Annotated in this window: 24 protein-coding genes; 12 read left to right on the top strand and 12 right to left on the bottom strand. The window is 62.2% G+C overall.

The window, feature by feature from the left end:
- Positions 1–25 precede the first annotated feature (25 nt).
- Both ACSZOQ_RS01620 and ACSZOQ_RS01615 read left to right on the top strand, forming a co-directional pair.
- Positions 26–1,480: a glutamate synthase subunit beta gene (locus ACSZOQ_RS01620; protein WP_439924373.1), complete on the top strand. Its 1,455-nt coding sequence runs from the start codon at positions 26–28 to the stop codon at positions 1,478–1,480.
- 465 nt (positions 1,481–1,945) lie between these two features.
- Complete coding sequence (locus ACSZOQ_RS01615) at positions 1,946–2,272, top strand: hypothetical protein (RefSeq protein WP_439924372.1); 327 nt, start codon at positions 1,946–1,948, stop codon at positions 2,270–2,272.
- 52 nt (positions 2,273–2,324) lie between these two features.
- Here ACSZOQ_RS01615 and ACSZOQ_RS01610 read toward each other — a convergent pair whose 3' ends face one another.
- Positions 2,325–3,962, bottom strand: coding sequence for an SGNH/GDSL hydrolase family protein (locus ACSZOQ_RS01610; RefSeq protein WP_439924371.1), 1,638 nt, complete (start codon positions 3,960–3,962; stop codon positions 2,325–2,327).
- A 144-nt stretch (positions 3,963–4,106) separates the two neighbouring features.
- Positions 4,107–5,546 carry a lytic murein transglycosylase gene (locus ACSZOQ_RS01605; protein WP_439924370.1) on the bottom strand — a complete coding sequence of 480 codons (1,440 nt, stop codon included), beginning with the start codon at positions 5,544–5,546 and terminating at the stop codon, positions 4,107–4,109.
- A gap of 313 nt (positions 5,547–5,859) precedes the next feature.
- Between ACSZOQ_RS01605 and galU the strand changes: the two genes are divergently transcribed.
- Entirely contained in the window at positions 5,860–6,735 is an 876-nt protein-coding gene (gene galU / locus ACSZOQ_RS01600; RefSeq protein WP_439924369.1) for a UTP--glucose-1-phosphate uridylyltransferase GalU, read from the top strand.
- 5 nt (positions 6,736–6,740) lie between these two features.
- Positions 6,741–7,010 carry a DUF7662 domain-containing protein gene (locus tag ACSZOQ_RS01595; RefSeq protein ID WP_439924368.1) on the top strand — a complete coding sequence of 90 codons (270 nt, stop codon included), beginning with the start codon at positions 6,741–6,743 and terminating at the stop codon, positions 7,008–7,010.
- Positions 7,011–7,014: 4 nt separating this feature from the next.
- On the opposite strand, the gene ACSZOQ_RS01590 is transcribed toward ACSZOQ_RS01595, so the two are convergent.
- Positions 7,015–8,496 carry a sensor domain-containing diguanylate cyclase gene (locus ACSZOQ_RS01590; RefSeq protein ID WP_439924367.1) on the bottom strand — a complete coding sequence of 494 codons (1,482 nt, stop codon included), beginning with the start codon at positions 8,494–8,496 and terminating at the stop codon, positions 7,015–7,017.
- 220 nt (positions 8,497–8,716) lie between these two features.
- On the opposite strand from ACSZOQ_RS01590, the gene ACSZOQ_RS01585 reads away from it, so the two are divergent.
- The 4 genes from ACSZOQ_RS01585 (at position 8,717) to ACSZOQ_RS01570 (ending at position 11,825) form a co-directional block, all read left to right on the top strand.
- Positions 8,717–9,892 carry an acyltransferase family protein gene (locus ACSZOQ_RS01585; RefSeq protein WP_439924366.1) on the top strand — a complete coding sequence of 392 codons (1,176 nt, stop codon included), beginning with the start codon at positions 8,717–8,719 and terminating at the stop codon, positions 9,890–9,892.
- A gap of 175 nt (positions 9,893–10,067) precedes the next feature.
- A complete protein-coding gene (gene msrA, locus ACSZOQ_RS01580) occupies positions 10,068–10,787 on the top strand; it encodes a peptide-methionine (S)-S-oxide reductase MsrA (RefSeq protein ID WP_439924365.1) in 720 nt (239 codons plus the stop codon).
- A gap of 20 nt (positions 10,788–10,807) precedes the next feature.
- Positions 10,808–11,221, top strand: coding sequence for a peptide-methionine (R)-S-oxide reductase MsrB (gene msrB, locus ACSZOQ_RS01575; protein WP_439924364.1), 414 nt, complete (start codon positions 10,808–10,810; stop codon positions 11,219–11,221).
- 316 nt (positions 11,222–11,537) lie between these two features.
- On the top strand, positions 11,538–11,825 hold the full coding sequence (locus ACSZOQ_RS01570) for a hypothetical protein (protein ID WP_439924363.1): 288 nt from the start codon (positions 11,538–11,540) through the stop codon (positions 11,823–11,825).
- A gap of 121 nt (positions 11,826–11,946) precedes the next feature.
- On the opposite strand, the gene ACSZOQ_RS01565 is transcribed toward ACSZOQ_RS01570, so the two are convergent.
- On the bottom strand, positions 11,947–12,489 hold the full coding sequence (locus ACSZOQ_RS01565; protein WP_439924362.1) for a DUF4112 domain-containing protein: 543 nt from the start codon (positions 12,487–12,489) through the stop codon (positions 11,947–11,949).
- Here ACSZOQ_RS01565 and ACSZOQ_RS01560 point away from each other — a divergent pair.
- Together ACSZOQ_RS01560 and ACSZOQ_RS01555 are read left to right on the top strand one after the other, a co-directional pair.
- Positions 12,479–12,763, top strand: a complete 285-nt coding sequence (locus ACSZOQ_RS01560; protein ID WP_439924361.1) for a hypothetical protein — start codon at positions 12,479–12,481, stop codon at positions 12,761–12,763. The two genes, ACSZOQ_RS01565 and ACSZOQ_RS01560, sit on opposite strands and share 11 nt — an antisense overlap.
- Positions 12,764–12,776: 13 nt before the next feature.
- Positions 12,777–12,995, top strand: coding sequence for a hypothetical protein (locus ACSZOQ_RS01555; RefSeq protein ID WP_439924360.1), 219 nt, complete (start codon positions 12,777–12,779; stop codon positions 12,993–12,995).
- A 246-nt stretch (positions 12,996–13,241) separates the two neighbouring features.
- Here the strand turns inward: ACSZOQ_RS01555 and ACSZOQ_RS01550 are convergent, their stop codons facing one another.
- Both ACSZOQ_RS01550 and ACSZOQ_RS01545 read right to left on the bottom strand, forming a co-directional pair.
- On the bottom strand, positions 13,242–14,792 hold the full coding sequence (locus ACSZOQ_RS01550) for a hypothetical protein (protein WP_439924359.1): 1,551 nt from the start codon (positions 14,790–14,792) through the stop codon (positions 13,242–13,244).
- A gap of 56 nt (positions 14,793–14,848) precedes the next feature.
- Positions 14,849–16,141 (bottom strand): adenylosuccinate synthase, encoded by a 1,293-nt coding sequence (locus ACSZOQ_RS01545; RefSeq protein ID WP_439924358.1) that lies wholly within the window; start codon positions 16,139–16,141, stop codon positions 14,849–14,851.
- A 540-nt stretch (positions 16,142–16,681) separates the two neighbouring features.
- Between ACSZOQ_RS01545 and ACSZOQ_RS01540 the strand changes: the two genes are divergently transcribed.
- Positions 16,682–18,247, top strand: a complete 1,566-nt coding sequence (locus tag ACSZOQ_RS01540) for a S10 family peptidase (protein ID WP_439925912.1) — start codon at positions 16,682–16,684, stop codon at positions 18,245–18,247.
- A 27-nt stretch (positions 18,248–18,274) separates the two neighbouring features.
- On the opposite strand, the gene ACSZOQ_RS01535 is transcribed toward ACSZOQ_RS01540, so the two are convergent.
- On the bottom strand, positions 18,275–18,472 hold the full coding sequence (locus tag ACSZOQ_RS01535) for a DUF2273 domain-containing protein (protein ID WP_439924357.1): 198 nt from the start codon (positions 18,470–18,472) through the stop codon (positions 18,275–18,277).
- 126 nt (positions 18,473–18,598) lie between these two features.
- Between ACSZOQ_RS01535 and ybaK the strand changes: the two genes are divergently transcribed.
- On the top strand, positions 18,599–19,078 hold the full coding sequence (gene ybaK, locus ACSZOQ_RS01530; protein ID WP_439924356.1) for a Cys-tRNA(Pro) deacylase: 480 nt from the start codon (positions 18,599–18,601) through the stop codon (positions 19,076–19,078).
- Positions 19,079–19,243: 165 nt separating this feature from the next.
- Here the strand turns inward: ybaK and ACSZOQ_RS01525 are convergent, their stop codons facing one another.
- The 5 genes from ACSZOQ_RS01525 to ACSZOQ_RS01505 all read right to left on the bottom strand — a co-directional run bounded on the left by ACSZOQ_RS01525 (position 19,244) and on the right by ACSZOQ_RS01505 (position 25,807).
- Positions 19,244–20,200 carry a DUF5996 family protein gene (locus ACSZOQ_RS01525; RefSeq protein WP_439924355.1) on the bottom strand — a complete coding sequence of 319 codons (957 nt, stop codon included), beginning with the start codon at positions 20,198–20,200 and terminating at the stop codon, positions 19,244–19,246.
- Between the two features lie 253 nt (positions 20,201–20,453).
- Positions 20,454–22,043, bottom strand: a complete 1,590-nt coding sequence (gene serA, locus ACSZOQ_RS01520) for a phosphoglycerate dehydrogenase (protein ID WP_439924354.1) — start codon at positions 22,041–22,043, stop codon at positions 20,454–20,456.
- Positions 22,044–22,236: 193 nt separating this feature from the next.
- Positions 22,237–23,409, bottom strand: coding sequence for a phosphoserine transaminase (locus tag ACSZOQ_RS01515; RefSeq protein ID WP_439924353.1), 1,173 nt, complete (start codon positions 23,407–23,409; stop codon positions 22,237–22,239).
- A gap of 573 nt (positions 23,410–23,982) precedes the next feature.
- Positions 23,983–24,756, bottom strand: coding sequence for an outer membrane protein (locus tag ACSZOQ_RS01510; protein WP_439924352.1), 774 nt, complete (start codon positions 24,754–24,756; stop codon positions 23,983–23,985).
- A gap of 208 nt (positions 24,757–24,964) precedes the next feature.
- Positions 24,965–25,807, bottom strand: a complete 843-nt coding sequence (locus ACSZOQ_RS01505; protein ID WP_439924351.1) for an outer membrane beta-barrel protein — start codon at positions 25,805–25,807, stop codon at positions 24,965–24,967.
- Positions 25,808–25,957 lie beyond the last annotated feature (150 nt).

Raw genomic sequence — 25,957 nt, 5'->3', positions numbered from 1 at the left:
AGAAATTTCAGGGGCATCAGGTCCGATGGGCAAGATCACGGGTTTTCTGGAAATCGAGCGGCACGACCGCAAGTACGAGCCTGTCGCGGAGCGGGTGAAGAACTTCAAGGAGTTCGTGATCCCGCTATCCGAGAAGGAAACGCGCAACCAGGCCGCGCGCTGCATGAATTGCGGCGTTCCCTATTGTCACGGCACCGGTTCGGTCGCGCCCGGCACGCCCGGCTGCCCCGTCAACAACCAGATCCCGGACTTCAACGACCTCGTCTATCAGGGCAATTGGGAAGAGGCCTCGCGCACGCTGCACTCCACCAACAATTTCCCGGAATTCACCGGCCGCATCTGCCCGGCGCCGTGCGAAGCCTCTTGCACGCTGAACATCGACGACAATCCCGTCACCATCAAGACGATCGAATGCGCCATCGTCGACCGCGCCTGGGACAACGGCTGGCTGAAGCCGGAAGTTGCGGCGCAAAAGACCGGCAAGAAAGTCGCCGTGGTCGGCTCCGGCCCCGCCGGCCTCGCCTGTGCGCAGCAGCTCGCGCGCGCCGGACACGAGGTGCACGTCTTTGAGAAGAACGCCAAGGCCGGCGGTCTCCTTCGTTATGGTATTCCCGACTTCAAGATGGAAAAACACATCATTGATCGCCGTCTGGCGCAGATGCAGGCCGAGGGCGTGATCTTCCACTACGGCAAGCCGGTCGGCGGCAGCGCGGACGACGCGATCGATCCGGCGCAACTCGTCAAGGATTATGATGCAGTAGCTTTGACCGGCGGCGCGGAGGCCCCACGCGATCTACCGATCCCCGGTCGCGATCTCGCCGGCATTCACTTCGCGATGGATTTCCTGCCGCAACAGAATCGCCGCAACGGCAATGAGAAATTCGACGCAGCGGACATTCTCGCTACGGATAAGCATGTCGTCGTCATCGGAGGCGGCGACACCGGCTCCGACTGCATCGGCACCTCGTTCCGGCAAGGCGCCAAGTCGGTGACTCAGCTCGAGATCATGCCGGCGCCGCCGGAGCATGAGAACAAGGCGCTGACCTGGCCGAACTGGCCCTTGAAGATGCGCACATCGTCGAGCCAGGCCGAGGGCGCCAAGCGCGACTACGCCGTGCTGACGCAAAAATTCTCCGGCGCCGACGGCAAGGTCAAGAAGATGCATTGCGTCCGCGTGGACGACAAGTTTCAGCCGGTCGCCGGTAGCGAATTCGAGCTCGACGCCGATCTCGTGCTGCTGGCGATGGGCTTTGTGCATCCGGTGCACGATGGCCTGCTCAAGTCGCTCGGCCTCGATCTCGACCAGCGCGGCAATGTCCGCGCGAATATGCAGGATTATCGTACCTCGCTGCCCAAGGTGTTTTCGGCCGGCGACATGCGCCGCGGCCAGTCGCTGGTCGTATGGGCGATCCGGGAGGGGCGTCTATGCGCCCGCGCCATCGACGAGACGCTGATGGGAACCACGACGCTGCCACGGTGAGCCGCGCGGCGATGTTACTCAGCCGCCGTGCCCGGACTCGGCCCGGCAATCCATGGTCTCCGAATGAAAAATGCGCGTCATAGGCGAACGGAAACAGCGGAGACCACTGTAGCGTTTTCGAGTGAAGCATATCCGCGGGCCTGACCCGAGGATGGAGACCAGCTCGCGTAAAGAAAACGTATCCAATAAAAAGCTGGAGCCTGGCTGTAATTCCATCAAAGCCGGAATGGCTCTGAGCCGGCATATGACGACGGCTCGGACCGGCGCTTGTTATTAAGAACCATTCCAGCAAGCGATCTCGACTGGAATTGAGAATTTATCGGGCCCACACCCGTAATCATCCACATGATACCAAACGTAACCGTGTACAGAGACAATCTGTGAATTGATCGTGATCCTCCGCACGTTACTCTCAACACAAAGTGGGGGGCGACGAAAGTGACGGCATCACGTTGGATAGTCTTCTTGATCGTCGTCATCCCGACACTGCCAGCACAGGCGATGTCGCGTCGCGTGGCCATCAGCGCCGGCTCCTTCTTCGCCGCAGCCGCGCGCTGCGAGGAGCAGAACCTGATCGCATCCGGTCAGGCCGACGAACTCCTGAGGGCGCTGGATCCCTATCTTTCGAAATCCGACAAGGCCAACATGGCGGACGGCCATGCGCGCGGCGAGAAGGACTCGCAGGTGTTCGTCGAGGCCGAAAAAAAGTGGGTGGACTTCACGCCCGATGCCACAAGCTGCTACCGCGTACAGGGCGTGCTCGACGACTACAGGGCGCAGCTCGGGGAATAAGACTGCAACGCCCCCGCGCCTAGGGCGCTGCGCCATGCCGGCGGAGCACGATCTATCGAGAGAACAGGTCCGAGAAGAATCCGGCCGGTCCGGAATTAGCGGATGGACGCGACACGGTGCGCGGTTTCTGCGCCTGCTGGGCAGACGACGGGGGGCGGGATGCCGATGATCCTTCCGACCGGGCCTGCTCGGTGGAATGGGTCGGGCGTGGCTTCTTCGACGACGACGCCGGAGCCGAAGTGGCATCATGAGGCGCGGCCGTCGCGACCGGCGCATCGGCCTTGGCCGGTTCGAGGCCAACCTCACGGCGCGGCCATACATAATCGTCGGCACGACCAGCCGGCGCAGACAACGGCTCGCCTTTCACCAACGTTCGCGCAGCCAGCGCATCAATCGCGGCAGCACGGCTGCCCGGACCGCCGAGCAACTGGTCGGTCCCGACCGAGGACGCTACCAGCGGCACGATCGGTCCAGCGAGCGGACGCGGCGCTGGCTGCCCCGGTTTAACGTCGGTGTCGGGCGTGCCGGGTTCGGTGGGGATTGCGACAGGGCCGGATCGCGCCGCCAGCACGCGCGTGATCTCCCGCTCGACATAGTGCGCGAGCTTGCGCGCGCCGGCCTTGGTAAAATACACGCCGTCGTAAGAGCGCAGCCGGCGGATCTGACCCTCGAAGTCCGGTCCCTGCTGGACGTAACGGCCGGCCTCATCAACGAATCCGTCCCAGATGTCGACATAAGTAATTCCCGCCTTATCCGCAGCGGCGCGATAGAGCGAGTCGAGAAACAGCATATCGGACGTCGATTTCGTACCGCGCACGGCGGGCAGCCCCACCCAGAATACCGGCACGCCCTTTGACTTGAGGACCGCGATCATCTCATCGATCTTCCTGCTGTAGAGCTCGGCCCAGCGATCGCTGCGGTACTCGGCGATTCCGTTGGGCGAACGCGTGCTTTTCTCCCTGGTCGTGAGCTGATCGCCGTCCGCCTCGTCGGGCGGCAGCTCGGAATCCACCGGCTTGTCGTCGAGCTTGGCGGTGGCGGCCGCATCCGGCTTGTTGGTCTTTTCTGCGTCCTTCTTGTCGACCTCCTTCTTGTCAGCGTCGGCCTTTTTCTTGTCGTCCGCCTTGCCGCTCTTGTCCTTCTCCAGCGTTTCGCGAATCGAGGTGCGGTCATACAGGCCGAGCATGACCACGATAGCGTCCGGCTTTTCGGTCGCGAGAATAGCTTTTGCCGCAGCCTCCCAATCGGCTGGTTCACCCTTTGGCTGATAACGAATGAGGCCGGAGATGGTCTTGTGCTTGCGGATCACACCCATGTCGGGCGTTTCGCTGAGAGCATCCTCAAGACCGTAAGCAAGCCAGTCGGCCATGGCGTCTCCGAGCACCAGCACATTGCGCTCGGGTACGGTGTCGCGCTTTTCCGGCGGCGGTGCGTGCGAATAATTCTCGGCCGGCCGCTGCTGTTGTTGTTGCTGTTGCTGCCTCGGCGACGGTTGTTGAAAGGGTGCAAACAGCGGATTGTCGGAGCCGAACCAGCCTCCGCCACCGCCGCGATGCGCCGGACGCTGCTGGAATCCGAAATTGAAGAACTGCGCCGATGCGGGCGCTGCGACCAACGTCGCAACGACGGCCAGCACGATCAATGGACCACGTTCGGTCAGTCGGCGAAGCAGCGGTTTCAATCCGGGCATGTGCGCGATCGCAAAACAGAGTCTGATAAAGGCTATAATAGCGGAATCGGGCCGCAAGCGGGCGGCGTTCGCCTCATAAGCCGGGCATCCGCCTTTGGCGTCAAGGGCACGCCGGGCGTGCCGTTCGGCCCCTCCTGACGGACTTTACCGCCGCAGCCGCTCCAGCACGTCGGAGGATGCAAATCCGTCTGCTGGCGCCCCAATCGAGGCCTGGAAGCTGCGCAGCGCCTCGCGGGTCTGGCCACCGATCTGGCCGTCGGGGGTTCCGCGATAAAAACCTCGCTGGGCCAGAATCTGCTGCAATTCAAGCCGCTCGGCGCGGGACAACACCCGTTCCTGCCGCGGCCACGGCTGGACGAACGGCGCTCCACCGCGCAGCCGGTCGGCAAAATGGCCGATCGCCAGCGCATAGGCTTCCGCCGGATTGTACTTCATGAAGACCCGGAAATTCTGCAGCATCAGGAAGCCAGGCCCCTCGGCGCCGGCCGGGGCGAGCAGATAGGCTCGGTCGGCCGAACTCGGGAACGCCTTGTTGCCAGCACGCCGGATGCCGAGATGCTCCCACTGCGCGAGCGTCATCGCCTTGGCCCGATCCGCCAGCATGTAGTTGAAGCCTTGCGGCACCACGACCTCGTAGCCCCAGGCCCTGCCGGTCTGCCAGCCGTCCTTCTTCAGATTGTTCGCGGTCGACGCAATCAGGTCGGCCGGGTCATCGACCACGTCGCGACGGCCGTCGCCGTCACCATCGACGGCATAGCGCTTGAACGCTGTCGGCATGAACTGCGTGGGACCGAAAGCACCGGCCCACGAGCCGCGCATCTGCTCCGGCCGCAGATCGCCACGATTGAGAATTTCAAGCGCCGACAGAAATTCGTCGCGGAAATATTGCTGACGGCGGCCAACGCAGGCCAGCGTCGCAGTGGATTGCAGCACGCTGCGATCGCCCATCTGGGTCGAATAATTCGACTCGATGCCCCAGATCGCCGCGATTGCGTAACGATCGACGCCATAGGCTTTCTCGGTCGCGTCAAACTGGGGCTTGTAGATTGCGAGGATTTCGCGGCCGCGCGCGAGCCGCGCATCGTTGACCAGAATGTCGAGATAATCCCATATCGCCTTGGTGAATTCAGGCTGTGAATCCATCAGGTCCATAATGCGCAGGTCGGGCGACAGTCCCGCGGTGAAGCGCTCGAAATTCTCGCGCGTAACCTGACGGCGTGCCGCGTCGGGCCACATGGCCGCAACGCAGTTCGGGAAATTCGCGGCGGCCTGGCGGATCGCGCTCGCCATCATCAGCGGATGACCCGATGCGCCGTCCTCTCCGCTCCAGGGCAGCGCGGCCGAACTCGCGGGCTGCTTCGGGGTGGGCTGAGGCTGCTCGAATCCGCCGCGCGGCGCCAGGGATGCGCCCTGCCCGCCCTTTGCGATCGAGCCGGTGAAGAGATTATCAAGGAAGCCCTGAACGCTGTTGCCATTCGATGTCTGCGCGCGGACGTCGCCTGGCATCGCAAGCGCCGTAAGTGCCACGACTGCAGCCGCCATTCCTGTTCCGCGCATCCACATCTGCATCACCGTCGCGACCATTCCTGACCCATATTGATGAGTATCCTGATCTCAGGAGGCCCTGTCACGGTTTCCATCGGCTTAACAGCGGGTCTTTTTTAAGGCGGATACGGACAATCGGTCGCGTTTGCACCGAAGCAGGCCACTCCGCGAGCGGATCGTGCCGGGAGTTCGACCTAAGCAAAACCTCGCGCTCGCCGCACACGGCGTTCGTGACCGTCGCGGGGCAGCCAACCGTCAACATAGATCCGCCTTTGTTCCCGGCTGCAAAGCGGCTAACAAGATACGAACCTATCGTACTCATCCCGCCCGCAAAACAATCCGCAGAACCGACATGAAAATCCGCAAAGCCGTTTTCCCGGTCGCCGGCCTCGGCACCCGCGTCCTTCCTGCCACCAAGGCCATGCCGAAGGAAATGCTGACGATCGTCGATCGGCCGCTGATCCAGTACGTCTTCGACGAAGCCAGAGAAGCCGGTATCGAGCACTTCGTTTTCGTCACCGGCCGTAACAAGAGCACGATCGAGGATCACTTCGATCGCCAGTTCGAACTGGACGAAACGTTGAAAGCGCGCGGCAAGAAGACCGAGATGGATCTGCTGGCGCAATTCCAGCCTGCGGCGGGCGCCGTGAGTTTTACCCGGCAACAGGCGCCGCTCGGGCTCGGCCACGCGGTGTGGTGCGCCCGCGACATCGTCGGCAACGAGCCCTTCGCGGTGGTGCTGCCCGACGAACTGGTGCTGAACACGCCAGGCTGCCTCAAGCAGATGATGCAAGCCGCGGAGAAGCTCGGACCGAAATCCAACATTGTCGCGGTTGAAGCGGTGCCTGACGACATGACCCACAATTACGGGATCTGCGGCGTCGGCAAGCGCAGCGGCAATATCTTCGAGATCGACGGCATGGTGGAGAAGCCGCCCAAGGGCGCCGCCCCATCGAATCTTTCCATTACCGGGCGCTACGTCCTTCAGCCCGAGATCTTCAACATTCTGGAAACCCAGGAACGTGGCGCCGGCGGCGAGATCCAGCTCACCGACGCCATGATCGGCCTGTCGAAATCGCAAGCCTTCTACGGTCTCGAATTCGCTGGCGAGCGCCACGACTGCGGCTCGCGCGCGGGCTTCCTGCGCGCCAACATCGCATTCGGAATGGCGCGCGCCGATCTCCGCGACGGCTTGCGTGCGGACATGCAGAAATATCTCAAGGCCTGAAAACCGTGCCGGACTACGATGCGCTACGCGACTACCTGAAACGGCAGACACAGGTCGAATTCGTTCTGAGCTTTGCGCAGATCGAGGACATCATCGACGACAGTCTCCCGCGCGCGGCACAGCGCGCGTCCTGGTGGGATACGACACGTGCCGCGAAGGAACGGATGCCGCAACGCGAAGCCTGCATCGAAGCCGGCTACGTCGCAATGCGTCTTGGTGACAAGGAGGGCGTGCGCTTCCGCCGAGCCGACGCTCCACGCGTCCGATTCAAATAGTAGATCACGCCACCAGCGACAGCGCCGCCGGCGTCGCGGCAACCGACTGATTGCGCCCGTTCCGCTTCGCCAAATAAAGCGCCTTGTCGGCCGCCTCGACGAGACTGGACCATTCCATCGTGACAACGGGAGTCATGCTTGCGACGCCGATGCTGACGGTCGTCGTCGCCGGATCGCCGGACCACTGCTCGACCTTGAGCCGGATGGATTCAGCCAACATGGTCGCTTCCGCGATTGAAAGCCCCGGTAGCAGCACCGCGAATTCCTCGCCGCCGTAACGTGCTGCACAATCCTCGGCGCGCCGTGCCGAATCCGAAATGCAGATCGCAATGCCGACCAGAACCTGATCGCCCGCTTGATGACCGAACCGGTCGTTGTATGCCTTGAAGTGATCAGCATCGACCATCAGAATCGCCAGCGGCGTATGCTGCCTCAGCGCGCGTCGCCACTCGGCGTCGATGACGGAATCAAACATGCGGCGGTTTTTCAAGCCCGTCAACGCATCCGTCATCGCGAGTTCCTCGAGCTTTCCCTCGGCGGCGGCGCGCTGCTTCATCTCGCGAACGACAAACAAAGTCCCCGCAGCACCGAACAAGATCAGACCAAGCATGATAAAGCCGATCTGAAACACTTCCCTGTACCAAAGGCCGAGAATGTCGGCCCATGGTTTTCCAACCAGAACCACGAACGGACCGGCACCGCCTCGCCAGACGTAGAGGCGATCGACGCCATCGGGTGAACGTGGACTTGACAACGAGCCGGCCGGTTCCGCCAGCACGCGCTTGATGCCGGGGGTGTAATTTAGATTTCGCCCGACAATATCAAGATCGAAGGGGGTCCGCATGATCACTAAGCCATCCTCGCGGAAGACGGTGATGGTATCTCGCTCACCAAGCGACAGGCGGCCGAAAAGTTCATGAAAGTAACTGAAGCGGATGGAGCCGGTGACCACACCGAGAAACCGACCATCGCGCCCGCTGATGCGTCGGCTCAATACCACCGAATACGCCCCGCCCCGCAGCATCGGATAGCTGACAAAGAGACCGGCGTTGGGATTGTCACGATGAACCTTGAAATAGCTTTCATCGACCCGATTTGCAGGTGCCGGATCAAGTGTCGTCGACTTGTGCGTGAGGTTGCCATCGGCGTCCAACACCTGGATCGCGCCAAAATGCTTCGCCGTTGCCGCGTGATCGAACAGGATCAAATGCATGATCGACTTGTTCGCGCTGGCAACCTCCGGCAGGCTGAGATTGTCGGCGACAGCGCGCAGCGACAGATCGTACAGCTCGATGTTACGGCTGATGTCGGATTCGATCGTGGACGCAAGATTGCCCAACGACTGCTGAGCGAGATCGACCGTGCTGCGCCGCATCTCCCACATCATACCGGCGCACACCGCCGAAAACCCAAGCGTGGCAATGGCTGCCAAAACAATCAGCAGCGCCGCCAAGGTCCGCCGCGGTTGCTCGCGTGCCCGATCCATCGTTTTGTGTTTCCGGAACAACATCATGTTACAGGAGCGACACTGCACTCAAGATATTGCTACGATCTTGCGACGATCTGCGAGATCCCCCTCATGATATTAAAGAAAGGTTGATAAAAATGGGCCAACCGCCAGGGTGTGCGCGGAGTGGATTGGTCAAAAATGGCGTCGCGTCGCGCCGATCGCGCGCTACGGCCCATTAACCTGAATTTCCCTTTTAATGTTCACTCGGCCGACGTTGCGGATAACGTCCGGCACGGGGGTGGCCGCCGAAGTGAGCATCACGAGCATAGTGCCGCCGAACAGCAAACCAGCTTCGTCCCGCGTTGAAGCGCTTGACTTGCTGCGTCTGCTCGCAGTGCTGGGCGTTATCGTCTACCACTATGGCTTTCGGGGACCCACCATCGGCAACGGGACGCATGTTGCTGTTCCGGAGATCGCGCCGTTCGCCGAATATGGCTTCCTCGGCGTTCCGGCTTTTTTCGTCATCAGCGGATTTGTCATCGCCTATTCTGCAGAGGGACGCAACGCGACCGGTTTCGCCATCGCGCGTTTCAGCCGCATCTATCCGACCTTCGTGCTCTGCATGACGCTGACCTTACTGACTGTCCTGGTGTTCGGGGAGCCGAACTTCACGACCGACCTCGGCCAGTGGCTTGCGAACCTGGCGATCGCCGCGCCCGCGCTGCATCATCCCTATATGGATAGCGCCTATTGGTCGCTGGTCATCGAGACTACATTCTACGGCTGGGTGACCTTGTTCATCGCGACCGGATTGTTTCCACGTCGAATCGACGCGATCGTGCTCGGATGGCTCTGCCTATCGATGGCCAACGAACTGACGATCGATGCACGCTTCATGGAAAACATCTTTTTGGCTGACGATGCCGGCTACTTCGCCACCGGCCTGATGATCTACGAGATCTATCGCGGCCGCCGCGACCTCATGGTCTATTGCGTTCTTGGCCTGTCCGTTGGGATTGCTGTCTTCCACGCGGTTCACTCGCTGGCCTGGTTGCGCTCGCACTCAGCTACGACCTTCGATTCGTGGATCGTGGCAGCGATTTGCCTGACGTCGATCGTTGCAATCTTCCTGGCAACGCGCATCCGGCGGTTTCCGCTGTCGCCAGCGCTTGTCACGGCGATCGGAGGTATCACTTACCCGCTGTATTTGCTGCATCAGCAGATCGGCTACGCGCTTTTTCTGCGGATGGCCCCGGCCAACGCCAAGCTCGGGGTGACGGCGATCGTCCTCGGTATCGGTTTCGCCAGTTGGATTCTCTGGCGATATGTCGAGAGACCGCTCCAAAGCGCGGTCCGGAACCACGTGACCGGCTGGGCGGCGCGGCTGGGATGGCCGTCAAAACCAGCGCTCGTGGTGCACTCCAATCCCTGAGCTGGCCTACCGGGCCACGCCGGATTTTTTCACGAATTCGTGTGGCTATCGAACACCGGCAGCCGTAACAATCCGGCTTTTATCGCATAATTAGAACGGTCCAGGCAGGGCGGCTGCAATTCAGCCCGTCCGACGTGCTTCCATCCTGCGTCCCAGAGCTCCGGAGGACAATTTCATGCGCAATCCGTTCAGCCGCAGTGCCCTCGGCGCCGCCGCCGTCGCCGGCACAATTGCACTGTCGTGGCTCCTCGCCGGACCTTCCCGCGCCGCGGAAGACGCCGTGATCATTCCGCCACCGGCCATGGATGCGAAGGCCGCCGACGGAATCCAGACCGCAGTCGTTGCCGGAGGCTGCTTCTGGGGCGTGCAGGGCGTGTTCCAGCACACCGCCGGTGTGCTCAATGCGGTCTCAGGTTATGCTGGAGGCGCGAAGAAGACCGCGGAATACGAGATGGTCAGCACGGGCACCACGGGACACGCGGAGTCGGTCGAGATCAAGTTCGACCCAAAGCAGATCAGCTACGGAAAAATCCTGCAGATCTTCTTCTCGGTTGCGCACGATCCGACCCAGCTCGACCGCCAGGGGCCAGACACCGGGACGCAGTACCGCTCGGAGATTTTTACGCTCAATGACGAGCAGAAGAAGATCGCCGATGCTTATATCGTCCAGCTCAAAGCCGCCGGAGTCTATAAGAAACCGATCGTGACCAAGGTTGGAACGCTGGAGGGATTTTTCCCGGCCGAGGCCTATCATCAGGACTACCTGACGCGGCACCCCAACCAGCCCTATATTGCGCATTATGACATTCCGAAGATCCGGAATTTGAAGACAATTTTTGCAGACACCTATGTCGAGAAGCCGACGCTGGTCAGCAGCGCCAAGGCGACCGACTGACTGCGCGCAAAGGAGGGTCCATGCCAAACAGCAAGACGATGCCGGCGAAGGTCGCGAAAAGCGACAGCGAATGGCGGAAGGAGCTGACGCCGATGCAATACGCCGTTCTGCGCGAGAAGGCGACCGAGCAGCCGTTCTCCGGCGAATACGAGCATGAGCGCCGCGAGGGCACCTATGTCTGCGCCGGCTGCGGGCAGACGCTTTTCGAATCCGATGCCAAATTCGATTCGGGCTGCGGCTGGCCGAGCTTTACCGCGCCTGCTGTCGATAATCATGTCGATGAGGAGCGCGACACCACCCACGGCATGATCCGCACCGAGGTGCTTTGCTCGAAGTGCAGCGGCCATCTCGGTCATGTCTTCAACGACGGTCCGGGCCCGACCGGTCTGCGTTATTGTATTAATTCGGCGGCCTTAAAACTCGAGCCCAAATAACGGAGCGGGGTCCCCGAATCCCGACCTTTTCCTCGCGTGACCGGGCTCCGGTCACCCGGGGGATGTTCCAGCCGTCCGACGCCGACACCGGAACGCCTGGCCGTCTTGGCCCATGGCATTGATATCAATATCTTATTCCGAAATTTGAACTCCGGATACCGGATTTCACGATTCCGGCCTCTGAAGGTCGCAATTTTCCCCTCCCCGCCCTATATAAATGAGGCATCACGGACATGCTGTATGCCGGGCGACCGCCAATGGGTCTCGCTCTCAGCACGGGTTCGTTCTCTAAAAGCGCTATTGTGAGGTGTCCGCCATGGCATTCAGCTTCAAGAAATCCGCCGAACTGTTCCCGGCTGCGATCCGCAAGAAAAAGCGGGCCGGTTTTGCGTATCGACGTTTCGACACCGCGGCCGACGCGGTGCGTTTTGCGATCGAGGAACTGCCGGCCGACTCGCTGAACGGCGCGTATCTTCAGGTGGACGAAGCTCGCTTCGATCAGAACGGTATCCGCTCTCTCTATGAGAGCTGCGATTTTCCGCTGCCCCGCCGAGAACCCGAGACGGTGCCTGTCGAGGCGAGAGCGTCGAAGGACGCTGCGTGACAATTCCGCGCGTCTGATTCAACGGTGTCGATCAGACTCTAAGCCTTGTTCTTTTGATCGTGATCTTATCCGAAAACCGGTTTCCACTTTGCTGGCGCGGCCCTTCGGATCTGATCACGCTTTAACGCGGCTGCCGGTCGAGCCAGCGTCGTAACATCCGCATATTTCGGATGTTAGCGCGGAACATCACGTCGAAGGCATCGCCGGCCACCGGCACCAATCCGACAATCCCGTCAACCGCGACGTTGCCGAGCATCCGCGCCGTGATGTGCCAGGGCGCGCCGAGCGCACGCGCTTCACGCACGAGCCACAGCGAGATCGCGGTGGTGAGGATATCGCCGATCACCGGCACCAGTCCTATCAGACCATCAATGCCGTAACGGATATTCGTTCCCGGCACGATGAAGGCGACGTCGAGCAGTTTCGCAATCGCCTCCAGTCGCGCCAGCCGCTGCTCACGCGTGAGCGGCTGGAACGTTGCGCTGAAATCAAAGCCTGACGTGAACGGACCCGCCCCGAATGCGCCCGTGTAAGAGCCACCAGCGCCCCGCGGACCCGGATGAATTTCATGGCCGTCCTGATCGATGATTTTTGCGCGCGCCGATGATCCCCGAGACCGGGCGGTCTTGCGCGAAAACAGGTCGTCGTTCGGCATGGATTTCATGGCTTTCCACATGGGCCCGCCGGGCGGTTTTCGCAAGCTGCGGCACGCCGTCGCGCGCGATCACGATTCTGTCTTCCATTTATATTTTGGCTCTCAACTTGTTGAAAGCATTCAACAGGCGACTTCCCTGCGTGCTCAAAATCGAAAAGTGCAGCCGGTGCAGGCACGCTTTGACACCCTTGACATAACGCCTTCTCCTCGCCCCGACATCTCCCTTTCTGCGACTCAAACCTGCCCCATTGGGCCGCCACGTTCTCTCTTCCATCGCGAATGAAGGAGCGCTTTGCATGAGTCAGGTTCCGCCGCAAAAATTTGACGCCGAGTATGTCGCACACCTGCGCGAGTTGCTCGACATCGCGGTCGAGCAGATCGGACCTGAGCACCGCACCCCGGCGACCAAAGCGAAGATGGCCGAGACCCTCGTGCGCAATGCCGCCGACGGCATCACCGACGCGCATCACCTGATGGACGTGACGGTGCGCGCAGGCGAGGAAGGCACTGCCTAGAGCCTTTCCGCTTCTGATGGAATCAGAGGCGGGGCCCTATGATTTTGATTTGACGCGTTTTCTTTACGCGAACCGATATCCACTTCGCTCGAAAACGCTACAAGCGCGGGTTATCACGAACCTGCCGCAACTTGCTGCGATGTCGCGAGCGACTCTTAACCTCTCCCGCAAGCGGGAGGGGAAGTGTGCAGTGCTCTGAGAATGCGCTTCCTTCAAAAATGAAGCTTGGGCGTCACGCGGTGAAGGCTACTCGCCCCAGGCGGTGAAGGCCTCGTTGAACGCGCGCTCGCCGGGCGCGCCCTTCTCGATAGCGATGATGGCGCGACGCTGGTTGGCATAAACCAGAGGCACGTCGAACCATGAGCGCTCCTTCAGAAGCTGGAGATTGCGCGCGCGGTCCGACTCGACGTTGGACAGTCCGACAAGGAAGAAGCCGTCGGTGACCTTGACGGCGAGTCCCGCCAGCGGCGTGCCGCGCGCCTGCTCGTTCGACTTCATCAGGATGCCAGGCACGTTTGAAACGCCGCCGCCGTCAAAATCCTGCGGCAGCACAAAGGTCAGCTCCGCAGTATGACTCGCCGGCAGCGAGGTGTCAGTGTTGCGGCGGAACGACATCGTCATCTTGAACTTGCGTTCGGGAATGTCGATGTCGGCGCGCACGGCGATCTCCGGCGTCTTGCCGGCTGCGCCCTTCACCTCCTCGGTGCGCCACACCACCGACCCGACATACTGCTTGCCCTTGGGGTCAGACGGATCCTCGTCATACAGCACAACGCGCTGCGCCACCGGTGCCACCGTTTCGGATGACGACGGCTGACCGACGCGATCGGTGATCTTCGGTTTTGGCCCCGGCGTCGTCGGCTTCGGTGTCTCGGCGGTCCGGTCCGGTGACGAACCGAACAGCCCGCTCACCGTCGAGACCGCCTTCGGGCCCCAGACAATGCCGGCACCCGCAAGAATCAGCACAAGGCCGACGGCGATCGCGCTCTTGAAAGGAAAGCCGCCGCCGAACACACGCTTCGGCTTGTCGCGGCCGGGTTGCGGCCACGAACGCGGTAAGGGCGGCGGCTGGTCGTCCCCGGCCTGGCCAGAGGATTCATTGTAAGGATATGCCCCCTCGAACGCACCGCGATCCTCGAGGCTCGGCTCCAGCCGGTCGAATTCGGGTGACGGCGAGGGTACGTTGGCGTAGGTGCGGCGGGCCGAGCGGCTGGCTTGCGCCGCGGCGCGGCCGAGATCGTCGGCATCCGCAGTGACATCGCGGAAGCCCGGAACCGGCGGCGGGGGCGGACGATCGGACTCGGGATTGCGGCGAGGCTGGCCCTGGCCCTGCCGCTCGCGGGCGGGTGGCGGCGACGGCGCATCCTGCATTGGACTCGGCGGCGCGGGCGGCCGCCACGACGGCGGCGGACCGGGGGGCGGGTCGGCGCGCAGGTTGCGCGGTTGAGGCGTCACATTGGCGCGCGGGCGGACGTGCGGCGGCGACGGCGCGGCTGGGTCCTGCGACTTCATCGCCGCGCGGGTCGAAGCGCGGAAAGCATCGCCCGAGCGCGAACCGCTGCCACGCGAGGCTTCGCGGGCGCGCTGGGCGGCCTCGGACTCGACCTTGCGCACGGCCTCTTCCAGCGACAGCCGCTCGCGTGTGATCTCGGATTCGCTTAAAGGCGGTTCGACGCTGCGGAGCTGCGCGATCAGCGCCGTCCGTGCCCGCTCATAGAGCGCACGCCTCTGCTCGCCGGGCGCAGTGGCGTCCAGTCCGGCGATGGCGCGCGCGATCAGCGGGTAATAGTCAGCCATATCTCTTCAATGCCGCAAACATTTAACCTTGAACGTATTCCCGTAACATCGTCTCGTTAAGCCTCGAACGGGTTCTGCACCAAAATGGTGTCCTCGCGCTCGGGGCTCGTGGAGAGCAGCGCCACCGGGCAGCCAACTAGTTCCTCGATTCGGCGAACATATTTTATGGCCTGGGCCGGCAGGTCCGCCCATGAACGAGCGTTGGCGGTCGGCTCCTTCCAGCCCTCGATGGTCTCGTAGACCGGCTCGATGCGGGCCTGCGCCCCCTCTCCGGCCGGCAGATGGTCGATCTCCTTGCCGTCGAGCCTGTAGCCGGTGCAGACCTCGATGGTGTCGAAGCCATCAAGGATGTCGAGCTTTGTCAGCGCCAGGCCGTGGATGCCGCTGGTACGGACAGTCTGCCGAACCAGCACGGCATCGAACCAGCCGCAGCGCCGCTTGCGCCCGGTGTTGACGCCGAACTCCTTGCCGCGCTGGCCGATCAATTCGCCGATCTCATCGTGCAGTTCCGTTGGGAATGGACCCTGTCCAACGCGCGTGGTGTAGGCCTTGCAGATGCCAAGCACGTAGCCGAGCGCGCTCGGCCCCATGCCGGTGCCGGTGGCGGCCTGGGCTGCGACCGTGTTGGAGGAGGTGACGTAAGGGTAGGTGCCGTGATCGACGTCCAGCAACGCGCCTTGCGCGCCTTCGAACAGGATACGCTTGCCTTCGCGGCGCTTGTGATCGAGCAGATTCCACACGCTGTCAGCATAGGGCAGCACCCGCGGCGCAATTGCGGCGAGATCCTGCAGAAGCGCGCCGCTATCCACTTCCGCGATGCCGTGGCCGCGGCGCAGTGCGTTGTGATGGGTAAGCAGCCGCTCGATCTTGTGCGGCAGCGTCTGCGGGTCGGCGAGGTCCATCAGGCGAATGGCGCGGCGGCCGACCTTGTCCTCATAGGCGGGACCGATGCCGCGCTGGGTGGTGCCGATCGCCGTCGCAGCGCTCGCGTTCTCGCGCAAGGAGTCCAGTTCGCGATGCAGAGGTAGAATCAGCGTGACGTTCTCGGCGACACGCAGGTTATCGGGGCCGATTTTGACGCCCTGCCCTTTCAGCTTCTCGACCTCGGCAACGAACGCCTGAGGATCGAACACGACGCCGTTGCCGATAATCGACAGTTTCGACGAGCGCACGACGCCGGAGGGCAGCAGCGCCAGCTTGTAGGTGTTGCCGTCGATGACGAGCGTATGACCGGCGTTATGGCCGCCCTGGAAGCGGACGACGATATCCGCCTGCTCCGACAACCAGTCGACGATCTTGCCCTTTCCCTCGTCGCCCCATTGGGCACCGACGACGACAACATTGGTCATTTCCGCGGGTATTCCTTGCAAAAGTGAGGCGTGTCTATCCAGCGCCTTGCGTAGCGAACGTCGGATTCGAAGAACACTGGCAACTCATGATTGTAGTGTGGTTCGGGCTCAGAAGTTCGCTTGAAACGCTCGCAGCGAAAATGAAGCGAACTTCCGGACCACCACGCTAGCCGAAACACGACAGACGCAATACGGGCCGCCAGCATGCGAGGCGTCCCATCGGATAAAGGATGCGTGCCGTGGACGCAAGCCGGAACGGCCGCCAAATGGTCTCGAAACCGCATCCAAACCATTGATTCGCCCTGAAAATCCAAACGCGGGCCGCGCCGCAGCCTTCGCCTCCTGCTCGGTCTGGCGGCGACGTCACGGCGCTGCGATAAACCGCCCGCCTCCCCTGCACCACAACGTGTTCTCCGTGCCAGGACCCGATACGGCCGCCCGCTTGCGCAAGCTCCAGTGCCGCCACAGTTTCAGGCAACGCTTGACGGTTAAGAGCTCGGATTGCCGCTCAAACAGCCAGACGAACAGGAGAAGCAGCAGATGCCCGGTCCACTATCCCGCCATGCCTGCCTCGGAGCGATGCTGCTGGCGCTGCTGCTTGCCTCCGCCGCTCATGCCGACGACGCGGCGCCCGGCGCGCCATCGCATCAGGCAGAGGCGACGCAGCCCGATTCGAAGGGCGGCGGCGATAACGCTCACGGCGGTCCTGCCGCAACAGCCAACGACCGTCATCTGCCGCCGGACTCGACCACCAGTCACAAGCTGGCGCTGCCTGGCCGCACGCTGGCCTTCACGGCAACCGCTGGTTCGATTCGTATTTTCGACGACAAGGGCGAAGCGCAGGCGGACATCGCAACCACGGCCTATCAGCTCGACGGCACCGATCCCCGCAGCCGTCCGGTGACCTTCGTGTTCAACGGCGGTCCCGGCGCGTCCTCCGCGTGGCTGCAATTCGGCAGTAACGGCCCATGGCGCATCGCGATGGACCGCGCGATCGCGGATTCCTCCGCCCTGCCGGCGCTCGAACCAAATGCCGAAACCTGGCTCGACTTCACCGACCTCGTCTTCATCGATCCGCTCGGCACCGGCTACAGCCGCATGGTCGCCCGCGGCGACGAGGCGAAGAAACGCTTCTTCACGGTCGACGGCGATGTCGCCTCGATCGCGCTGGTGATCCGCCGCTGGCTGGAGAAAGCCGATCGGATGCAGTCGCCGAAATTCATCACCGGCGAAAGCTATGGCGGCATTCGCGGGCCAAAGATCGTCCGCAACCTGCAGACACGGCAAGGCATCGCCGTCAACGGACTGGTTCTGATCTCGCCGGCGCTGGACTTCGGCGACGTGCTGGGCACCGGGCTGACCCGGTTCGTGGCGAGCCTTCCGAGCATGGCGGCGGTCGCGCGGGGGAACGAGAAGGGCGGAACGCTGACCCACGCAGATATGGCCGACGTCGAATCCTATGCACAAGGCGAATTCCTGACCGACCTCGTCAAGGGGCAGGCCGATGCGGAGGCGACGCGGCGGCTTGCCGACCGCTTCGCGACGTTGACAGGAATCGATCAGGCGGAGAGTCGTCGCCTTGCCGGGCGATTCGACGTCAGCGAATTCCGCCGCGCCTTCGACCGCCGTAACGGCAAGGTGACCGGACGCTACGACGCGTCAGTGCTCGGGTTCGATCCCTATCCGGACTCAAGTGCCAGCGACTTCAATGATCCCTCGGAGGAGCCGTTGCTGACCGCGCTGACATCGGCGGCGTTCGAGCTCCATGCGCATAAGCTGAACTGGCGTCCGAAGGGTTCCTATGAACTGCTCAGCCGCACCGTCAACCGCGAATGGGATTTCGGCAAGCACCGGAATTCCGTCGAGTCGGTATCCGACATCCGTGAGCTGCTCGCCGCTGACCCCAAATTCAGGCTGCTGGTCGCACACGGGCTGTTCGACCTGGCCACGCCGTATTTCGCTTCCCAGATCCGTCTCGATCAACTGCCGACCTTCGGCTCCCGCGACCGCGTCAGGCTCGTGGTCTATCCCGGCGGCCACATGTTCTATTCGCACGACGGTTCGCGGCAGGCGCTGCGCGACGAGGTTCGCGCGCTGATGAAGTGATACTTCTCGGATAGGAGGACATCCGCCCTATCGCGCAGGCACGTCGATCGGTTCGCAATTGGAGCGGCCCGACATCACGCAGTCCTGGATCTGGCTCGCAGACCTGAGCTCGCGCGCGAGCCAGAGGCCTACCACCAGCAGGATGGCCGCGATGAGCAGCCCGACCAGCGCGCCGCGGCGGCTCCCTCCCGGTTCGGGATCGTTTTGCGGACCGGACTTATCCATCAGACGACTCGTTCATGGTCGGACGCCGCCAGCGCGGAGGGATTTCCCGCATGTCCTTTTCATGGCAAACAACCGCTCGAAATTTCTCGCAGCACATGGCGATCAGAACAGCAGGGTCGGACCGCAATGTCAAAACCCACGCGTGCGACGCAGGCGCTGGCACAACTCGGCGTGGCCTTCACGCTACACAGCTACGACTACGATCCGGACGCCGACAGCATCGGCCTGCAGGCTGCCGCGGCGCTCAGCGCCGAACCAGGCCGCGTGCTCAAGACGTTGATGGCAGAGGTCGACGGCAAGCCGGTCTGCGTCGTCGTGCCGTCGGATTGCGAAGTCAGCATGAAGAAGCTCGCGAGCGCGTTCGGCGGCAAGGCGGCGAAGATGATGCGGCCGGCCGACGCCGAACGGCTCACCGGCTATCATGTCGGCGGCATCAGCCCGTTCGGGCAGAAGAAGCGCGTACCGACCGCGATCGAGGCGGCGGCGCTCGGCGAGACAAAAGTCTTCATCAATGGCGGACAGCGCGGCCTGCAGATCCAGCTCGATCCCGTTGAGGCCAGCAAGGCACTGAAGGCAATCGTTGCGGACCTAGTGGTCCGATTCTAACATTCGTATCCCGTTTCAGCGAGCGCCTTTGCGAATGTTAGAATCAAAAGACCACCAGAAAATATTAGGTTCTAGTGGAGTTTTGGATTTGACATTCGCCTCCGGAGCCAGCGGTCGAGTGGGCAGCGAATGTCAAATCCACTCCACTAGTCGCCTGAAGCGATGCTACGCGATCCGACGCGGCTGGCGCGGCTTGCCCTGCGCGCATTCCAGCGCGGCACGATCCCACTTGGCAGCATCCGCGGCTGCTTCATAGGTTGTCTGCAAGAATTGCAGCAGCGCATCGTCCGGCGACGGTGCGCTGCGTACCGCATCATACGGCAGCAAAAATTCACCAAGGTCCTTGCTGAAGAAGGCCGCATCCGGCCGGACGCGCGCCGACGCAAAGCCATCCGGCGCGGGATACGCGTAGGAATAGAACGCCGGATAATCGATCGCGCCACCACCGGGCCAGAAGCCTGCGCTGCTCACTTCGTGCGAATAGGCTTCGCGCGCGACATCGTCCGGAAGATGGGGAATGCCGCCGGGATGCGGCGGCGCGCGGCGGCCGGAAAATCGCGTCACCGCGAGATCGAAGCTGCCCCAGAAGAAATGCACCGGACTGCACTTGCCGAGGAAGGCCGTGCGGAACTGCCTGAAGACACGATCGGTGCTCGCCAGCACGCGCCAGAAACGCTGCGCCGCGGCCGCGTCGTACGAGGCGTGCTGCTGGTCGTCACGGAAGCGGATCGCATCCGCGATTTCGTTCGGCATGTCATCGATCGTCACCATGATGCCGAGATCGGCCAGCGCCGCGATCACGGCGGCATAGAAGGCGGCGACCGGTTGCGGCTTCAACGGCAATTGCCGCCGTGCGCCGTCGCTGGTCGCGATGACCAGGACATGATCGAGAAAATCGAAATCGATCTGGAAGGTGCGCGCGCCATCTGGAATTGGCGACGTCGTCAACCCGCGCGCGGTGACATACAACGTCACGTGCCAGGAATGATTGAGCCATGGCGTACGGACAAGCCGGACCTTGCCGACGATTTGCGTCCATAACTGCAAGGTCTCGCAGGTGTCGCGCCATGCGGCATAGGGCAATTCCGGCCACGGCTCGATCCGATGCAAAGACTCAGTCATGTCTCGTTCGTCCGCGATCACACCGACATCGGCACATGCTACACCGCTCCTCCGGCAAAGGTGAGCCGGGCGGCCTCAAATTCGAGTAACGTTTATGGAACTACCAAGGGGCGCCGCCTGACCACCGCGCCCGCGCTCTCCGCCCGGTACGAGGTCGCAAGAATCGCGCAGTCTTGGAAACCGGGTTCGCAAAGGCCGCGTGGATGCCCGGCACAAAGCCGGGCATCACGATTCAAACAAACCTTATCCCGCTCTAGAACGTCAGCGCCTTGGCCTGCTTGACCTGCGGCAGGGTCTGTACCTTGGCGAGCACGTCCGGAGGCACTGCGCCATCGATCTCGACCAGCGCGATGGCGTCGCCGCCCTGCTTGTTGCGGCCGAGATTGAAGGTCGCAATGTTGACGCCCGCGTCGCCGAGCAGCGAGGCGAACTTGCCGATGAAGCCCGGCTTGTCCTCGTTGGTGACGTAGATCATCGACTTGCCGAACTCGGCATCGACGCGGATGCCCTTGACGTCGACGAGGCGCGGCTGACCATCGGCGTAGACCGTTCCCGACACCGAACGCTCCTGCCGCTCGGTGGCGACCGTTACCGTGATGAGGCTTTCATAGTCGCTCTGCGCGGCGCGCACGACCTCATCCACCACCATGCCACGCTCCTTGGCGACGACGGGCGCAGACACGACGTTGACGTCGCCCAGCATCGGCCGCAGCAGGCCCGACAGCGCCGCCGAAGTCAGCGCCTTGATCTTCATTTCGGCGACATGCCCCTCATAGGTAATGGTCACCTTTGAAATTCCGGTCTCCGTGAGCTGACCGGCAAACGAGCCGAGCTTTTCCGCAAGCTCGACAAACGGCTTCAGCTTCGGCGCTTCTTCCGCCGTGATCGAGGGGAAGTTGAGGGCGTTGGTGATCGCACCGGTGAGCAGATAGTCCGACATCTGCTCGGCGACCTGCAACGCCACGTTCTCCTGCGCTTCCGTGGTGGAGGCGCCGAGATGCGGCGTGCAGATCACGTTGGGATGGCCGAACAGCACGTTCTTGGTGGCCGGCTCCTCAACAAACACGTCGAATGCCGCTCCTGCGACCTGCTTGGCGTTGAGCGCATCGACCAGCGCCTGCTCGTCCACCAAGCCGCCACGCGCGCAGTTGATGATACGGACGCCCTTCTTCATCTTGGCAATGGCTGTAGCGTCGATGATGTTGCGAGTCTTGTCGGTCAGCGGCGTATGCAGCGTGATGAAGTCGGCGCGCTTGAACAGATCATCAAGTTCGACCTTCTCCACGCCGAGATCCTTGGCCCGCTCCGGCGACAGGAACGGATCAAACGCAATCACTTTCATCTTCAGGCCGAGCGCGCGGTCCGCGACGATCGAGCCGATATTGCCGCAGCCGATCACGCCCAGCGTCTTGCCGGTGATCTCGACGCCCATGAAGCGGTTCTTCTCCCACTTGCCGGCCTGGGTCGAGGCATCGGCGGCGGGAATTTCGCGCGCCAGCGCCAGCATCAGGGTGATCGCATGTTCGGCGGTCGTGATCGAATTGCCGAACGGCGTGTTCATCACGATGATGCCCTTGGCCGTCGCTGCGGGAATCTCGACGTTGTCGACGCCGATGCCGGCGCGACCGATCACCTTCAGCTTTTTGGCATTGGCGAGAATCTTCGCGGTAGCCTTGGTGGCGGAGCGGATGGCAAGGCCGTCGTAGTTACCGATGATTTCGGCGAGCTTGTCCTTATCCTTGCCAAGCGCAGGCTGGAAATCGACCTCGATGCCGCGATCCTTGAAGATCTGCACGGCGGCGGGCGACAGCGCGTCGGAAATGAGAACCTTGGGTTTGGTCATTTTGAGTTTCCTGCAACAAAGTGAGGAGCGGATGTGCTGCGAACCCTCTCACCTTGCGGGAGAGGGTGGCGAGATCGAGTGAAGCGAGATCGAGCCGGGTGAGGGTGAAGCAGTGAGACCTTGAACCCCTCACCCGCTTCGCGGCTCCGCCGCTCAGCACCCTCTCCCGCAAGGGGAGAGAGAAGAAAGACGCTTACGCCGCCTTGGCGAGCGAGGCCTTGGTCTCGGCGAAAGCCCAGTCGATCCACTGCGTCAGCAGCGCGACGTCGCTTGCCTCCACCGTGGCGCCGCACCAGATGCGCAGGCCCGGCGGCGCATCGCGGTAGTACCCGAAATCGTAGCCCGCGCCTTCCTTCTCAATCGCGGCAACGAGCTTCTTGGCGAAATCGGCTTGCGCTTCCGCGGACAACGATGTGATCTCGGGATCAATGACCTTCAGACACACCGAAGTGTTGGAGCGGATCGCCGGATCCTTCGCCAGGAAATCGATCCACGGCGTTTTTGCCTTCCAGTCGGCGAGCACCTTGGCGTTGGCATCGGCGCGCGCCATCAGCCCCTTGAGGCCGCCGACCGACTTCGCCCAATTGAGCGCATCGAGATAGTCCTCGACGCACAGCATCGACGGCGTGTTGATGGTCTCGCCAGCGAAGATGCCGTCGATCAGCTTGCCACCGCTGGTCATGCGGAAGATCTTGGGCATCGGCCATGGCGGCGTGTAGCTTTCAAGCCGCGCCACGGCGCGCGGGCTGAGGATCAGCATGCCGTGCGCGCCCTCGCCGCCCAGCGCCTTCTGCCAGGAGAAGGTGACGACATCGAGCTTGGCCCAATCAAGCGATTGCGCGAACGCAGCTGAGGTAGCGTCGCAGATGGTCAGACCTTCACGGTCGGCCTTGATCCAGTCGGCGTTCGGTACGCGCACGCCGGAGGTGGTGCCGTTCCATGTGAAGACGATATCGGACTTCGGATCGGCCTTGGTGAGGTCGGGAATTTCGCCGTAGCCGGCCTTCAGCGTGGTGACGTCCTTCAGCTTCAACTGCTTGACGACGTCTGTGACCCAGCCTTCGCCGAATGATTCCCAGGCGATCATGGTGACGGCGCGCGCGCCGAGCAGCGACCACAGCGCCATCTCGACCGCGCCGGTATCCGACGCCGGCACGATACCGATCCTGTAGTCGGCCGGAATTTCCAAAACCTCGCGCGTCAGGTCGATGGCCAGCTTGAGCTTGGTCTTGCCGATCTTCGCGCGATGCGAGCGGCCGAGAGCTGCGTCCTTGAGATTTTGGGGAGTCCAGCCGGGGCGCTTGGCACAGGGGCCGGAGGAGAAATGCGGCACAGTCGGCCGCGAAGCGGGCTTCGCAACGGTCATAATCTATCCTTCCAGATAGCAAGCCTCCCGTTGGGGGGAGGTGTCCCGCCGCTGCCAATATGGGAAAGACCCGATTTCGTCAAGAATTTTCCGGACGATCACGCGCGATTGACGATGCGTCGGCCCGCCCGACGCCGCGCCCATACGCGGCCGGAAGATGAGATCAAGAGTTGGACAGGCTTCACCAGTTGAGACCGGTGCCTATCGTGATGCCTCGCGACCTGTTCAGACCGGTGCCTGCGTGGCGGTGGTTGAGGACCCGCCTCCGGCCGAACCAGTGCCGCCTACACCCGCGGCATAGGCGCTCAGTGCCAACAAACTGATGAACGTCGCCGCGACAAGCGCGAAAAAGGTCAATCGGGTTTGCATGCGTTGCTCCATCGTTATTGACGGAATCAACGGGCAGCATTCATCACCGTTCCGGTTCCCTTACCGCAAAAACAGACCGACAATCTGGGAGCGCGGGAATGCGCACTAGAACTGCGCCATCACGCCAACCTGGCTCGCCGCGAATCCGAGCCGCGCAGGCGTTGAACACGCAGAAGGCGGGAAGCCCCCGGTGCGCGTTCGCTGTCAGAACTTGTAGCCGACGCCGACGCGCGCGCTGTTGATGTTCGACTCGACCGTCGACGTCACTCGCTGATATTCATATTCGGCGCGCAGAAACAGACCGGCCATCAACATCACATCCACGCCGATGCCCGCGGAATAACCGTAGACGAGGCTGGTCTTTGTGGCGCTCGTCTGCAAGGTCGGCAACGCCATGTACGGCAGCGGAGTCGCAGCAACGCTCCGGTCGACGGTCTGGCTGCCCATGCCGCCTCCAATAAACGCATAAGGCAGGAAGCAGTCAATGATATAGCCCGCGCGCAATCGGGCAGAACCGAAATCCGTCGATCGGATTGTCGCGTTGGATGTCGCCGTCATGACTGTCGGAACTCCGCCGGACGGAAAATAGCCGGTCGACGATGTAACGGCATTCAGACCGCTGTGAATGTAGTTGCCCTCGATACCGACCACCACGTCGTCCCACTGCGAGTTGTAGCCGAAGAAAGCGCCCCACCCCACATCATTTGCCGAAGCCGTGCCAAGCGGCTGCCATGGATAGGAGCCCCCAGCCGCCGGGACCACTGTGCTTTGGAGATCGCTGTTCAGCGAGGGAGACGGCTTGGACGTTACCGAGCCGTAACTCGCTTGCCCGCCGATGTAATAGCCCTGCCACACCGTCCGCACCGTGCTGAGGCCATCGGAGTACGATCCGCGCAGAACCGGAAGGTCGGGCATGTCGGCTGCATATGCGCCCTGCACCGTTCCGAAAATTACCGCCGCCAGCAGAAGTCTGCGCATCGTAACGCTCCATCGACACAACTTGGTTACGCAGCAATCATCGCCTGTTAACCTTAACCAATCGTTGTCGCGCAGCGCCATTGATCCACATTGTCGACAAAATCCCGACCCGCCGCAGCCGCCGGAAACGCGACCGCATAAGCAACGCACAAAACAAAACGGCGCGGGAAACACCCGCGCCGTTAAGAACCGTTAGGAGAAAATGGGCTCAGCCCTTGGTGACCAGCGGCGGCGGAGGCGCATACACCGGCGCATCGAAACTCCAGCGCATGCCGAACCGCACGTCCTGCGATGTGATGTCGTGGAATTGCATCGGGTTGTAAACGTTGTTGGTTCCGTCAAACGCCCTGAGATCGCCCGTCCCGCCGTTGCCGAGATTGACGTAGCGATACGACATTTCCAGCGTCAGGTTGTTGGTGACCTTGTAAGCGAGACCCGCATGGAGCGCCCAGGCGAAATTCCACTTCGACGCGGTGTCGCCGTAAGCCAGGCTCGGCCCGATGCCGTTTCCGGGCGGGAAGAGTGAGCCGACGCCCTGATCGACAAAATTAGAGATCGTATTGCGCGACATGCCGACGCCGGCGCCGATGAACGGGGTGACGCAATACCAGGTGCCGAGATCGACATAGCCGTTGGCGAGGAACAGCCATTCGGATTTGCTGCCGGTATAGGTATCGGAGCCAAAGCCCGGCGCGCCGCCATTGTCGAAGGTGATGATGTCGAGGCCGTGGAAGTTCGACTTGCCGCGATATTCACCGGTGATGTCGCCGCGGAACCAGTTGTTGAACTGATAACCGACGCCGACACCGTAAATGCCTGCGCTGTCGAATCCGGTGCGCTGGTTGAGCGACGTCAACGTACTGTAGAGAGCATTGTCGAGATTCTTGACGCTCTGGCTGCTCATGCCGATATCGCCCCGCAGATACCAGCCACCAAATTCCGCGACCGGGGCGTACTGCGGGGGTGGCGCGAGAGGCATGTCGGCGGCGAATGCGGCCGATGACAACAGTGACACCGCTCCGGCGGCAACGAGAAATCTAACCCTACGCATCGGCTTCGTCCCTTTGTCCGGTGAGGCAGGCGAGGCCCCACTTCCGAAATCGAAGGGACGATGACACCAAATATTTAAGCGCCGCTTAACCCTAATTTTTAAGGTTGATATTCAGTGACCTTTTTTTCGAAGGCAACAAGGGCTGCGACG

Source organism: Nitrobacter sp. JJSN, assembly GCF_051912485.1.
Taxonomy (GTDB): Bacteria; Pseudomonadota; Alphaproteobacteria; order Rhizobiales; family Xanthobacteraceae; genus Nitrobacter.
This window is presented reverse-complemented; position numbering and strand designations above follow the sequence as displayed.

Excerpts from the sequence above, each read along its gene's own strand:
- ACSZOQ_RS01620 (WP_439924373.1), top strand. The coding sequence starts at position 26 with ATGGGCAAGATCACGGGTTTTCTGGAAATCGAGCGGCACGACCGCAAG.
- ACSZOQ_RS01610 (WP_439924371.1), bottom strand. The coding sequence starts at position 3,962 with ATGCCCGGATTGAAACCGCTGCTTCGCCGACTGACCGAACGTGGTCCA.
- ACSZOQ_RS01605 (WP_439924370.1), bottom strand. The coding sequence starts at position 5,546 with ATGGTCGCGACGGTGATGCAGATGTGGATGCGCGGAACAGGAATGGCG.
- galU (WP_439924369.1), top strand. The coding sequence starts at position 5,860 with ATGAAAATCCGCAAAGCCGTTTTCCCGGTCGCCGGCCTCGGCACCCGC.
- ACSZOQ_RS01590 (WP_439924367.1), bottom strand. The coding sequence starts at position 8,496 with ATGGATCGGGCACGCGAGCAACCGCGGCGGACCTTGGCGGCGCTGCTG.
- ACSZOQ_RS01585 (WP_439924366.1), top strand. The coding sequence starts at position 8,717 with ATGTTCACTCGGCCGACGTTGCGGATAACGTCCGGCACGGGGGTGGCC.
- msrA (WP_439924365.1), top strand. The coding sequence starts at position 10,068 with ATGCGCAATCCGTTCAGCCGCAGTGCCCTCGGCGCCGCCGCCGTCGCC.
- msrB (WP_439924364.1), top strand. The coding sequence starts at position 10,808 with ATGCCAAACAGCAAGACGATGCCGGCGAAGGTCGCGAAAAGCGACAGC.
- ACSZOQ_RS01570 (WP_439924363.1), top strand. The coding sequence starts at position 11,538 with ATGGCATTCAGCTTCAAGAAATCCGCCGAACTGTTCCCGGCTGCGATC.
- ACSZOQ_RS01560 (WP_439924361.1), top strand. The coding sequence starts at position 12,479 with ATGGATTTCATGGCTTTCCACATGGGCCCGCCGGGCGGTTTTCGCAAG.
- ACSZOQ_RS01565 (WP_439924362.1), bottom strand. The coding sequence starts at position 12,489 with ATGAAATCCATGCCGAACGACGACCTGTTTTCGCGCAAGACCGCCCGG.
- ACSZOQ_RS01555 (WP_439924360.1), top strand. The coding sequence starts at position 12,777 with ATGAGTCAGGTTCCGCCGCAAAAATTTGACGCCGAGTATGTCGCACAC.
- ACSZOQ_RS01550 (WP_439924359.1), bottom strand. The coding sequence starts at position 14,792 with ATGGCTGACTATTACCCGCTGATCGCGCGCGCCATCGCCGGACTGGAC.
- ACSZOQ_RS01545 (WP_439924358.1), bottom strand. The coding sequence starts at position 16,141 with ATGACCAATGTTGTCGTCGTCGGTGCCCAATGGGGCGACGAGGGAAAG.
- ACSZOQ_RS01540 (WP_439925912.1), top strand. The coding sequence starts at position 16,682 with ATGCCCGGTCCACTATCCCGCCATGCCTGCCTCGGAGCGATGCTGCTG.
- ACSZOQ_RS01535 (WP_439924357.1), bottom strand. The coding sequence starts at position 18,472 with ATGGATAAGTCCGGTCCGCAAAACGATCCCGAACCGGGAGGGAGCCGC.
- ybaK (WP_439924356.1), top strand. The coding sequence starts at position 18,599 with ATGTCAAAACCCACGCGTGCGACGCAGGCGCTGGCACAACTCGGCGTG.
- ACSZOQ_RS01525 (WP_439924355.1), bottom strand. The coding sequence starts at position 20,200 with ATGACTGAGTCTTTGCATCGGATCGAGCCGTGGCCGGAATTGCCCTAT.
- serA (WP_439924354.1), bottom strand. The coding sequence starts at position 22,043 with ATGACCAAACCCAAGGTTCTCATTTCCGACGCGCTGTCGCCCGCCGCC.
- ACSZOQ_RS01515 (WP_439924353.1), bottom strand. The coding sequence starts at position 23,409 with ATGACCGTTGCGAAGCCCGCTTCGCGGCCGACTGTGCCGCATTTCTCC.
- ACSZOQ_RS01510 (WP_439924352.1), bottom strand. The coding sequence starts at position 24,756 with ATGCGCAGACTTCTGCTGGCGGCGGTAATTTTCGGAACGGTGCAGGGC.
- ACSZOQ_RS01505 (WP_439924351.1), bottom strand. The coding sequence starts at position 25,807 with ATGCGTAGGGTTAGATTTCTCGTTGCCGCCGGAGCGGTGTCACTGTTG.